Raw genomic sequence first — 11,693 nt, 5'->3', positions numbered from 1 at the left:
CAACTTTCACTTCAGATTTCCAATAAGGAGTCGTGTGTCAAGCCTCTGATTTGCGGCTTTTCACGTGCCGCAGCGGCCAACTTGTTTATTGGTCTTTTGAGAACGAATTACCTCAATCTCTTGCCTGAACCGCCTCCGTCGAGGCCGCCCAATGATGGTTCTGCCACAGTGTTGGCTTGAACAACAGGCAACGGGCTCTTCGGGGTGATACCTCTCCCCTGCCCCTTTTTTGACCTACCTTAGTGCCAACCTACTTTCGACTTCAGGAGAAACCAATGAAGTCCCGGTCCGCAACCCTTTTCTTGCCGCTCATTACAACCCTCATGGCCTGCTCAGCCGAACCGAACATCACCCGTGCTGGCGCCACTACTAAGGATCAGAGGCCAATGGATGAGGTGCCGGCGCAAAAGACCCTTAGTGGCGGCGATAGGCAATACCGCTACAAAAATGGTTGCGTGGTCGTGCTTGAGCCAAAGCGCGCAGTGATGAAGTCGGAGGGCGCGAGTTGCCAATCGCATCACCGCGACATCTCACTGCTCTATGCGTCTGGAGACTGAGCCAGAGGCAACGCGTAATGGCAGGCGCGCTTTGTTGTCTCAAGCCGTTTGCCATCATAGAGTTGACGGCCCTCTGCCGCAACTTGCGCGTCTGACATGACCATCCTCCCACCACACCGCGCCGGTCCAGAGCTTTTCGAGTGCGCCGTCAGGATCGACCAGCGTCCGCATGAGCGGATCCTCGATGATGATGCCGCCGGTCATGCGCCAAGGCTTCTGTTTTGCCCCGCAGTGGCCATGCGGGCAGCCAGCAACACGGCCTCTTCGCTGGCAAGCGTATTGGCAATGCCCTTGCCGGCAATGTCGTAGGCTGTGCCGTGCGCGGGCGTGCAGACGGGAAAGGGAAGGCCCCCGAGCATGGTCACACCGCGGTCGAAACCGATCAGCTTCATGGCGATCTGGCCCTGGTCGTGATACATGGTGAGCACCGCGTGATATCCGTCCCGGAGCGCCGTCAGAAAGACGGTGTCGGCCGGATACGGGCCGGAGACATCGTAGCCTTCGACAACGGCCGCATCGACGGCCGGACCGATGATATCAATTTCCTCCATGCCGAAACTGCCGCCGTCGCCCGCATGCGGGTTGAGGCCGGCCACAAGCAGGCGCGGCGCATCGACGCCTGATTGTTTCAGGCAGTTCACGGTCAAGCGAATCTCGGCCAGGATCGCCTCGCACGACAGATGGGCCGCGACATCCTTCAGTGGAATATGCGAGGTGACGCGGGCATTCCAAAGGGTATCGAGGACGTTGAACTCCTTGATCCTGCCGGCCAGTTGCAACAGCTCCTGGATAAAGCGGCTTTCATCATCATAACCCGGATGGGCGAAGCGCATGGCCTTCTTGTTGAGGGGCGTATAGCAGGCGGCGGCCACCCGTCCAGCATCTGCCAGCCGCAGGGCGTACGAGAAATTCTCGACGGCAAACCTTCCACCCGCCAGCGTCGCCTCGCCGACGGTCACGGCTCTCGGATCGAGATTGCCCAGGTCGATCAGGACCGGCCGCTCGGCAGGCCCCACCTCGGGGCTGTCCACCGTGTCTATGTCGAGCGTCAGCCCCGCCGCCTTGGCGCCACGCTCGAGAATGCGTCGGTCGCCGATGATCACCAGGCGCGCAGCGGCGGCGGTTCTCGGCGATACGATCAGCCGGGCTGCAAGCTCTGGGCTGATTCCGGCCGGATCACCCATGGCCAGTGCTATCAGGGGACGTTCGAACACGTCGTTGATACACGCATTCATGGCGTAGCGACCGTGTTGAGCGCTGCCGGGCGCAACCGTTGGCCATCCGCCGCAAACAGCCTGAGGCATTCCGCCGAGCAACTGAGCCACGCTTCTTCGCCGGGTGAAAAGTCGCGTCCGTCGCGCTGTTCGACCGTGATCATCTCGCCGCTTGCAAGATAGCAGTAAAGATAACGGGTGCTGCCGAGATATTCGGAAAAATCGACCTTAACCTGCAGCGCATCGTCCCTGCGGACTCCCACGGTCAGATGCTCCGGGCGGATGCCGAGCTTGACGTGGTCTCCTGCCGATAGCCCGGTTAAAGGCTGCGGAAGTGGGATGATCGCATCCGCCACTCCGATCCGGTTCTCCGCCAAATAGACCGCATCGACAAAGTTCATGCGGGGCGAACCGATGAAGCCAGCGACGAAAAGGTTGTTGGGGTCTTCGTAGACTTCGCGCGGCGTGCCGACCTGCTCGATCACGCCATCCTTCAGCACGACGATGCGATCCGACAGTGTCATCGCTTCCGTCTGGTCGTGGGTGACGTAGATCATGGTATTGCCAAGCTCGCGATGCAGACGCGCGATCTCGATGCGCATGCTGACACGCAGCTCTGCATCCAAGTTGCTGAGCGGCTCGTCGAACAGAAACGCGAGCGGTTTGCGCACAATCGCCCGGCCGATCGCCACGCGCTGGCGCTGTCCGCCAGACAGTTGCCCGGGGCGGCGATCGAGCAGCGGTTCGATCTTGAGGATCTGGGCCGCCGCCTGAACCTGACGTTCAATCTCGTCGCGTGGCGTCTTGGCCATTTCGAGCCCGAAAGACAGGTTCTCGCGGACGTTCATGTGCGGATAAAGCGCGTAGGATTGGAAAACCATGGCAATTCCGCGCCTGGACGGGTCGAGATCCGTCACGTCGCGACCGGCGATGAGAATGTCACCCGACGTTACGTCTTCCAGGCCCGCGATCATGCGCAGCAAGGTGGATTTGCCGCAACCGGACGGCCCGACGAAGACGACGAACTCGCCGCCTTCGATCGTCAAGTCCAGGCCGTGGATGACATTGACCCCGCCAAAACTCTTCCTGACATCGCGAAGCTCGATCTTCGCTTTTTCCTGTTCGGATCCGGTCATCTCTGCGCCCTGACCCAGACGAGCATCTCGCCGGGCTCCCTGTTGTCCCACAGGTAATACGGCAGGAAACGCGCTGTGGTGTCCTTCAGCGTTGGTTCGCCCGTGTCGTACAGCTTGCCTTGCCAGTCGTTCCACACCTCGCGCTTCGCCTTTAGGTCGATCGCAACAGTCTTTTCGAGCCCTTCGATCGATACCGTATCAGCTTCGCTGACATTCCCTGTCAGGATCAGGCTGTGTAGTTCCTTACCGTTGTCGATTTCTTCCGCGCAGTAGATCATCGGGCCACGCGCCAGCGCGACGCGACCGATATCGGCTCTGACCGCAGGATTGGCGTGCAGGGCGCGGACGTCCATCGGCAGATCCAGAACAACCGTTTCGCCGCCCTGCCACAGGCGATCGATCCGCAGATAGCCCCTTTCCTCGACCGCAGAGACGTCGATGACATCGCCGTTAATCGACAGTCTCGCCTGGCCGCACCAACCAGGCACGCGCAAAGCCAGCGTGAAGGAGGCGGGTGCGTTGACCCCGACCGTCAACGCGATACGACCGTCCCAGGGATAGTCGGTACGCTGGGCAATCGTAACCGCTGTTGAGCCCAATGCCAGCCGGGCAGTGCTGTCGCCGTAAAGGTGGACCGCCAGTTCATCCGACGATATGCCGTACATGTAGCTGCCAATCGATGCCACGGTGCGGGCGATATTCGGCGGGCAGCAGGGGCAGCGATGCCATGTCCATCGATGATGGCTGCCGTTGCTTTCGAGCGGGTTGTCGTAGAAGAACGTCGCACCGTCGTCAGCAAGGCCGGAAAGGGCGCCGTTGTAGAGCGCCTGCTCCATGATGTCGGCATAGAGCCGGTCCGGACCGCGCCCTAGCATGCGGCTTGCCCACATGACCAGGCCGACGGCAGCGCAGGTCTCGGCATAGGCGTTATGATTGGGCAGGTCGTAATAGTCCGTGAAGCCTTCGTTGCTGGCAGCCGGGCCGATACCGCCGGTGACATACATCTGCTTGGTGGTAAGATCGTCCCACAGGACCTTAAGTGTGTCGGTGAGGCTGTTATCGCAAAACTCGGTAGCGACATCCGCCATGCCAGAATAGAGATACATGGCGCGCACCGCATGGCCGATAACCTTGGGCTGCTGCCGAACTGGCAGATGCGACTGGTTGTACTCATAGGTCCGGTGCCGGAACTGCTTCGGGTCGGCCCCGCGGGCGGCGGCCTCCTCGTCGAAATAGTGCGGCTGCTGGCCGCGCTGCTCGATGAAAAAGCGGGCAAGATCGAGGTATCTCTGCTCGCTGGTTGCCCGGCCGAGGCGGATCAGGGCAAGTTCGATTTCTTCATGGCCGCAATAGCCGGGTTTCTGAGTGGGCTGCGGTCCGAACATCCGGTCGATATGGTCCGCATAGCGGCACATAACGTCGAGGAGCTTGCGCTTGCCCGTCGCATGGAAATAGGCGACGGCGGCTTCAATCAGATGACCCGCGCAATAGAGTTCGTGATGGTCACGCAGGTTGAGCCAGCGCTTGCCGGGCTGCATGCGGATGAACCAGGAGTTCAGGTAGCCGTCCGGCAGCTGCAGCTTGTGGAACATGTCGATGATGGCATCGGTCTTGGCCTCGAGATCGGGATTGGGTTTGCGGTGGAGCACGTAGGCCGTAGCCTCGATCACCTTTGCGACGTCCGAATCCCAGAACATCTGGACATTGACCGTATCGGGCGAGTCATCGGAGCGCAGGTGATACGGCAGCCGCAGGTCTGGCACCGGCCGGTCAGGATCGATCTGGTCGAACATGCCCGCCGCGACGCAGCGGTCGTAGAGGATCATGACGGTCTTGTCGGCGACCGCGTCGATGCGCTCGCCCCAGAAACCACGTACGTCGACATCGGGGACCGCGGGTGGGCGAAAGCCGGAGGAGCTGGGTGTATTCAAGTATGTCATGGGTCGAATATCCGTTCGGTTTCTGGTTACTTTACTTGACGGCGCCCGCGGTCAGGCCGCGGATGTAGTAGCGCTGCAATCCGAGGAAGAGTACGAGGCATGGCGCCATCATCAGCGTCACGCCGGACTGCACCGCACCCCAGTCGATCGTGCCGAACTGGCCTGAGCGCACCGCCGCCATAAGCACCGGGAGGGTGTATTTGTTCTGGTCGGTGAGCAGGATCAGCGCCGCCAGGAATTCGTTCCAGGATGCAAGGAAGGCGAAAATCGCCACCGTGACGACGCCCGGCAGCACAAGCGGCAGCATGATGCGGTAGAGGACGGCAAAGATTGACGCGCCATCGACGCGGGCCGCATCTTCGATCTCCTTCGGTACGGCATCGAAGGCGTTGCGCATCATGAAGATCGAGAACGGCAATTGCAGGGTCACATAGACCAGGACAATCCCAGTCAATGTATTCTGCAGCCCGAGTTTGGTCAGGATCAAGAACAGCGGCGTCAGGATCGACTGAAACGGGATCATCACGGTCGAGATGATCAGCACGAACAGCACGTTCTTGAACGGAAAATGGAACCGCGAGAAGCCGTAGCCCGCCAGCAGGCTCACGACGACGGAAGCCACCACGGTTGCTAAGGCCACCGTCAGGCTGTTGCCGGTATAGGTCCAGAGGCCCGCGCCGTATTTTGACAGGTTTTCATAGCTCTGCACGCTGAAGCCGCCGACCGGCCATGGCGGCAGCGGCGGCTGCCTGGCCTCTACCGAGGGCTTGAAGCTGACCATCACGCTCCATGCAAGCGGCGCCAGGAAAAGAAAGGCTGCAACAATCCCGAAGCCGTTGTAGCGCAGGGAGGCGAACAGATGGCGCGCTGACGCGCTGCGGCGAGCGGACATCACATGCCCTCCGGATTGCGCAGCAGCCGCAACTGCACGACGCTGATGAAAACGAGGATGACCAGCAGGACCATGGACAGTGCCGCACCATATCCGAGACGGAAGGATCCAAAGGACTGGCTGAATATCCAGTAGACCGCCGTCACCGTGCGATTCTGCGGACCGCCGTCGGCGATGATGTAGAACTGGTCGAAAGCCAGCATCGAGCCCGAAACGGAAAGGATGAGCGCAAGCGCGATCGTGCGGCGCATGAGAGGAAGCGTGATGCGGCGGAACCGCTGCCACGAGGAGGCGCCATCGATCCGGGCGGCCTCCTGCACCTCGGTCGAGATGCCCTGCAATCCGGTTAAGAGGATGATCATGTTGAAGCCGGCGGTTTTCCAGACGACCATGATGATGATCGACCAGAAGGTCGTGTCGAAATCCGCCAGCAGGTTGATGCGTTTTGCCATCAACCCCATATATTCGGCGGCCGGAGAGAAAAGGCCGGAGTCGACATCGAGAAGCCACGCCCAGAGCAAGCTGGCAGAGCCGAAGCCGACAACCACCGGCAGGAAAAAAGCGGTGCGGTAGAACTTCGTAAATCGGTGAGCCTTCTCGGCGAACAAGGCCAGCGGAAAGGCCACGGCGAAGATGGCGATGGTGACGACCACGGTATAGTAGACGGTGAAGCGCATCGACGACCAGAACTGCGCATCCTGGGTCAGCCTGACGTAATTGCCGATGCCGATGAATCGCGGCCGGCCAAGCAGAGGCCAGTTGTGCAGCGACATCCAGAACGCCATTCCAAGCGGAATGACGAAAAAGGTGGCGACCAGGATCAGCGCCGGAGCGATGAACAGAAGCCCGGCAAGTTGCTTGCGCCGGTGCCGCATGCTCTTTCGGCGGATGGGCGCACCATCTGGGATATTCCGTGAATTGATCATTGCCTCTCGTCCATTGGGTATGCCGGGCCGGGCCGCACGGGGATCCCGCGCGGTCCGAAAGCCAAAGCTGGGAGATATCTCCCGGACGCGTCAATCGGCGGCGTCGAGGATCGACTGCATCGCGATCTGGGCCTTGGCGACCGACGCCTTGACATCGTCACCGAAGAACACCTCGTTCAGCATCTGCTTCCAGGGACCGGTGCTGCTATTGATGATGTCATTGTAGACGGGCGATGATGGCGTTCGTCCAAGCTTCAGGGCTTCCGTCGCCACCTGGTAGCGCTGGTCCAGCGACTTGACCGCTTCGGCCGCGACGTCGCTGCGGGTCGGCAGGCTGCCGAGCTTGGCGAGAAGGGTCTGCCCTTCGAGCGAGTAGACGAACTCCAGGAACTCCTTTGCAGCCGGCGCATTGTCTCGACCTGCCGTGACCACGAAGTTGTCGCCGCCGCCGAATGAGGCCTTGCCGCCTGTCTTTCCGGGAATGAAGGTAACGCCGAATTCGACGGAGGGGTAGTTCTTGACCAGATTGCCGATCGCAAACGCCCCAATAGGTGACAAGCCGACCTTGTCTGTGGCGAAACCACCAAAGAAGTTCTTGCCCGAATCAGTCTTGGCACTTTCCGGCACATAGCCTTTGGCGACCAGATCGCGATAGAAATTGATCGCATCGTACATCTGCGGCGAATCGAGCGTGGCGCGCTTGCCACCATCGACCAGGATGTCGCCGCCGGAAGCCCAGATAAGCGGCATGAAGGTGAAGGCGTTGCAGCCGCCACACGCGCCGGAGAAGTAGAAACCGCGGATATCGCCACCAAGCGCGTTGACCTTGCCTGCCGCCTCGTCGATCTCCGCCCAGTTGGTCGGCGCCTTCTCCGGGTCAAGACCGGCCTGCTTGAACAGTTTTTTGTTCCAGAGAAGAACGGACGCGTCAGCCGACATCGGCATCGCATAGATGCGCCCCTCGAAGGTTCCCGTCCCGATATGGGCCTTCGACAGATGATCGAAATACGGCAGGCTTTTCGCAACATCGGTCAGGTCTTCCAGGGCACCGGACTTTGCGAAGGCCGGGCCATAGACGAGGTCGAGCGAAACAAAATCCGGAGCGGAACCGCCGGCAGCCGCGGTCGCATATTTCTGCACCATTTCAGCCGAGGGCACGATCTGCAGTTCTATCTGTGTCTTATGGGACGCGTTGAACGCGTCGATCAACGCTGGCATAAATGCCTCGCTGCTGGAGCGCGACCACATGGTCAGCTTTTCCTGCGCGAACGCGGATGTCGATAGTGCACCCAGTGCGGTGGCAGCTAGTGCCACGATCTTGAGCAGCTTCATGATTAGGTCTCCTCCCTAAAAAGCCGTTAATCGATTGGTTTGGCCTGTTATTCTCTTTGCCAAGTTGTCATGAGCCGCGAACCACCAGCGTGCATGGCAATTTCCAAAGTCCCCGTTCGACGGATTCGCCGTTCACAAGGCGCAAGAGCGCCTGCCCAGCCTGTCGTCCGAGTTCCTTCAAATTCATGTCCACCGTCGTCAGTGGTGGACGGGTTTGCTCGGCGACAATCTCCCAATTGTCGAAGCCGACCACAGACACCTGTGCGGGAATGTCCACCCCGCGTTCCCGCAATGCATCGATGACCCCGCGGGCTATCTGATCATTGCCGCAAAAGATCCCGTCTGGACGGGCGTCGCCCGACCACAGCATCTCCACCGCCTTATGACCCCACCGCTCGGACCAGTCGCCCCGCAGGATTGCTGCATCCGACACCGGCAGGCCAGCCCGCTCCAGCGCCTCGGTAAACGCACTCGCGCGTTCCTGAACCACCCGGAATCCTTTCGGCCCGGTGAGGTGGACGATCCGTGTGCGTCCGTGGGCTACAAGGTATTGCACCGCCTCCCGTGCACCCTGTTGATCGTCCGGCAGCAGCGTCACCGCATCCTCTGGACCCGCCGTCAATGCATAGACGACCGGGACAGACAGCTTCGAGAGATCCAAAGGCAGCGGTTTGTCGATCCGTTTGCCTGTCGCAATGATTCCGTCGACCTGCTTGTCGAGCATGGCGTCCACATGAATCTTGGCGAGTTCCGGATTGTCCTCCACGGTACAAAGAAAGACCGACACGCCATGATCGATCAGTCCTTCGGAAATCCCCGCCATCACCGGAAGCGTGAAGCGACCGTAAGTATCGTTGGTGAGCAGCCCAACGGTGAAGCTACGCTTGCTGGTCAGGCTTTTCGCCAGCGCGTTCGGACGAAATCCCATTTCCAGCGCCACACGTCTTATGCGGCCCCGTGTTTCCGCAGACATGCGACCGGTATCGTTGAGCGCCTTGGACGCCGTAGCGATACTCACGCCCGCTGCAGCGGCGACATCATTAAGAGTGACTCTCACTGCAAAATCCACATCTGACAAACCTTTGTACCAACATGGGAAACCGTTTTCTCATGTCGATATAGCGCATTTTTCCCCATGAGAAAAGGGTTTTTCACAGCTTTTTCTTTAACACCTAAACTGTAGCGCTGCCGATTTGGGGCGCGGTGTTCCTCATGGACTCTAGGTTGAGAGGCATAGCGCGTGACGTGGCTGCGATCGCACTTCACGAGCATAATACCTATGGTCAGGCGCTGGCCAACATTCTTGCTTGTCTGGAAGAGGGGGTGACGGTGTTCGATGCTTCAGTGGGCGGGCTCGGAGGCTGCCCATATGCGAAGGGAGCAACCGGAAACGTTGCTACAGAAGAGGTGGTATTCATGCTCGAAGGTATGGGCGTTCGCACCGGCATCGATTTGCCTAAGCTCTGCACCGTGGCGGTCCGGACTGCTACACAACTCGGCCGAGATCCTGCTTCGCCGATCTCGAAGATTCTGGCCGATCCGACGGAGGCAGCGGTGTCCTGAGAGGGTGTTTGGAGATTAACGTTTTGCAACGCGGTCGAGCATAAGCCGGGTGGCTGCGAAGTTGATCATCGTCTCGGATGTCCGAGTCGATCAGACGATAGCCTGACCTGCGCTACGCAAGGCCATTCGCCACCGGATTCGCCGAAGGGGCGACAGATGGGCGTGACGGCCCTTGACCATCAGGAGACCGAACGGCATTGGCGCTCCATTCGAAAATTCCGTAGTCTACAAAGATATAGGCTTCTTTTGCAGCTTCAATAAAGGCCGCGCGTGCATCCGCTGCAGGCAGACGTCCATCGATAGCCTCAAAACACTTCTGCCGTGCCATCTTGAGCCTTGCGCCGTCATGGACAGGCCAGTCAAGGAGCAAAAGTTCGGCCGCTTGTTCGACCGAAACCACATGACAAAGCCCGGAGGCCCCGTTGCTTTTGACTGTTACTCTCGGAAATTCCGTGTTCATGATGTAGTCCAATTCCCAAAGTCGATGCTCGTTGACAGCGTTTACTGTTTTTCTTCGATCCTGCCGATATCGTCCACATGGTGTTGTACGCTCATTCGGTCAAGGGACGAAAGAGACAGGTTGGTGAAGATTTTCAGCCTGCGATCGAGTTCCATCAAAGCACGTGACAACGCTTGTTTTCGCTCCCACGGCTCTCCCTTTGTCTGGACAGCATCTGACGATTCCCAGTGGCAGCAACTGGACGCGCTTGGTCTTCGATATCGTTAAACCTGAAAGGCAGGCTCCAGCTTCGTGAAGATCGAAATCTCGGCCCGACCATGTCAGCTGCATGTCTCATGCACACCTCGTAGGCACCTGCGCTGTCAACCCGTTGGTTGAATACGTGTCAAAGAAATTCGTCGCGTCTTGGCGTGAACGTGTCGATCAGCAACCCTTCTTGAAGTGCCACTACTCCGTGAATGAGATTGGGGGCGACGATAAAACTGCTGCCACAGGCCAACGTGGTGGTGACACCCTCGATTGTAATTTCAAACACACCTTTGGCCACATAACTAACCTGCGTATGCGGGTGCGAATGAAGTGCGCCAATCGCGCCCTTGTCAAAGCTGAAGGCGACAAGCATCAACTCGGGACGATGCGAAAGAACGGCGCGGCGATTTCCGGGCGACGTTACGGTCCAGATCAAATCATCAGGCAGTGTGTAGCAGTCAGACACCTATCACTTCCTTTTTGTGCCGGTCTTATGCCACTGACAGGAAAGACCATGTTGCAAACACGCGAACGGGCGAAACTGACAATGCCCGCGCACGGCTAGAATTGGGAGTTCATTTCAGGCTTTCCATTGGTACCTTATCCATGTCGGTGAAGCTCATATTGTCTCCAGCCATTGCCCAAATGAAAGAATATCGCCCAGTGCCGGCGCCGGAATGGATTGACCAGCCCGGGGACAGAACCGCATCATGGCTTTTGAGTACAAGATGCCGGGTTTCATGCGGCTCTCCCATAAAATGAAAGATACGCGTCGCTTCTGCCATCCCGAAATAGAGATAGACCTCCATTCGTCTGTCATGCAGATGCGCCGGCATGGTGTTCCAGACGGAGCCAGCCTCAAACATTGTCAGTCCCACCAATAGCTGGCAGCTTTCACAGACATCCGGGTGTACATACTGGTTGATCGTTCGGGCATTTGCCTCCTCGGCCGAGCCCATACGTACTTTCTTTGCCATATCAAGCGTAATAAGGACTGTCGGACAATTACGGTGTGCGGGTGAGCTTAAAAGATAAAACTCGGCTGGATTGTCTGGGTCGTCACTCAGGAAAGACATTGCACCCTGCCCCATACCGACATAGAGCGCATCACGAAATGCCAGCGGGTATTCAGCATTTGCAACGACGACTTTACCGCCACCTCCAATGTTAAGAATAGCTGCTTCGCGTCGCTCCAGGAACTGGCTGGTGCCCGTTTCCTTGACGTGATCAATCACAAGGGTTTCGCTCGTTGGAACGATACCGCCGACGATCATCCGATCAAAATGGCTGTAGGTGAGATTGATACGGCCTTCCGAAAATGACCCTTCGATCAGAAATCCGTCGCGCAACCCTTGTGTATTCCGCCTTGCTGCATCTTCCGGGCCAACTACCTGGCGCACATTTACTGAAATTGTCACGGCACT

The 11,693-nt window shown here is 58.8% G+C and carries 11 protein-coding genes and 1 pseudogene; 2 read left to right on the top strand and 10 right to left on the bottom strand.

Annotated features, from left to right (window positions below; genetic code table 11):
• Window positions 1-275 precede the first annotated feature (275 nt).
• Window positions 276-557, top strand: a complete 282-nt coding sequence (locus V9K95_RS15815) for a hypothetical protein (protein WP_336441053.1) — start codon at window positions 276-278, stop codon at window positions 555-557.
• 200 nt (window positions 558-757) lie between these two features.
• Here the strand turns inward: V9K95_RS15815 and V9K95_RS15810 are convergent, their stop codons facing one another.
• The 7 genes from V9K95_RS15810 to V9K95_RS15780 form a co-directional block, all read right to left on the bottom strand.
• On the bottom strand, window positions 758-1,792 hold the full coding sequence (locus tag V9K95_RS15810) for a 4-hydroxythreonine-4-phosphate dehydrogenase PdxA (protein WP_336441054.1): 1,035 nt from the start codon (window positions 1,790-1,792) through the stop codon (window positions 758-760).
• On the bottom strand, window positions 1,789-2,907 hold the full coding sequence (locus V9K95_RS15805) for an ABC transporter ATP-binding protein (RefSeq protein ID WP_336441055.1): 1,119 nt from the start codon (window positions 2,905-2,907) through the stop codon (window positions 1,789-1,791). Before V9K95_RS15805 ends, V9K95_RS15810 begins: the two co-directional genes overlap by 4 nt.
• Entirely contained in the window at window positions 2,904-4,847 is a 1,944-nt protein-coding gene (locus V9K95_RS15800) for a glycoside hydrolase family 127 protein (protein WP_336441056.1), read from the bottom strand. The genes V9K95_RS15805 and V9K95_RS15800 overlap by 4 nt, the downstream gene beginning before the upstream one ends.
• Before the next feature lie 31 nt (window positions 4,848-4,878).
• On the bottom strand, window positions 4,879-5,739 hold the full coding sequence (locus V9K95_RS15795; protein ID WP_336441057.1) for a carbohydrate ABC transporter permease: 861 nt from the start codon (window positions 5,737-5,739) through the stop codon (window positions 4,879-4,881).
• Window positions 5,739-6,665 (bottom strand): carbohydrate ABC transporter permease, encoded by a 927-nt coding sequence (locus V9K95_RS15790; RefSeq protein WP_442958561.1) that lies wholly within the window; start codon window positions 6,663-6,665, stop codon window positions 5,739-5,741. Before V9K95_RS15790 ends, V9K95_RS15795 begins: the two co-directional genes overlap by 1 nt.
• A gap of 90 nt (window positions 6,666-6,755) precedes the next feature.
• Complete coding sequence (locus V9K95_RS15785) at window positions 6,756-7,997, bottom strand: ABC transporter substrate-binding protein (RefSeq protein ID WP_336441058.1); 1,242 nt, start codon at window positions 7,995-7,997, stop codon at window positions 6,756-6,758.
• A 67-nt stretch (window positions 7,998-8,064) separates the two neighbouring features.
• Window positions 8,065-9,054, bottom strand: coding sequence for a LacI family DNA-binding transcriptional regulator (locus V9K95_RS15780; RefSeq protein ID WP_336441059.1), 990 nt, complete (start codon window positions 9,052-9,054; stop codon window positions 8,065-8,067).
• 197 nt (window positions 9,055-9,251) lie between these two features.
• On the opposite strand from V9K95_RS15780, the pseudogene V9K95_RS15775 reads away from it, so the two are divergent.
• A pseudogene (locus V9K95_RS15775) lies at window positions 9,252-9,560 on the top strand (hydroxymethylglutaryl-CoA lyase); the annotation flags it as partial.
• A gap of 112 nt (window positions 9,561-9,672) precedes the next feature.
• On the opposite strand, the gene V9K95_RS15770 reads toward V9K95_RS15775, so the two are convergent.
• From V9K95_RS15770 to kduI, 3 genes are all read right to left on the bottom strand, one after another.
• Window positions 9,673-10,020 carry a DUF982 domain-containing protein gene (locus tag V9K95_RS15770; protein ID WP_336441060.1) on the bottom strand — a complete coding sequence of 116 codons (348 nt, stop codon included), beginning with the start codon at window positions 10,018-10,020 and terminating at the stop codon, window positions 9,673-9,675.
• Between the two features lie 385 nt (window positions 10,021-10,405).
• A complete protein-coding gene (locus tag V9K95_RS15765) occupies window positions 10,406-10,735 on the bottom strand; it encodes a cupin domain-containing protein (RefSeq protein WP_336441061.1) in 330 nt (109 codons plus the stop codon).
• 109 nt (window positions 10,736-10,844) lie between these two features.
• Complete coding sequence (gene kduI, locus V9K95_RS15760) at window positions 10,845-11,687, bottom strand: 5-dehydro-4-deoxy-D-glucuronate isomerase (protein WP_336441062.1); 843 nt, start codon at window positions 11,685-11,687, stop codon at window positions 10,845-10,847.
• Window positions 11,688-11,693 lie beyond the last annotated feature (6 nt).

This window comes from Phyllobacterium sp. CCNWLW183, assembly GCF_037203775.1.
Taxonomy (GTDB): domain Bacteria; phylum Pseudomonadota; class Alphaproteobacteria; order Rhizobiales; family Rhizobiaceae; genus Phyllobacterium; species Phyllobacterium ifriqiyense.
The sequence above is the reverse complement of the archived record's forward strand: the minus strand, read 5'-3'. Positions and strand labels throughout refer to the sequence as shown.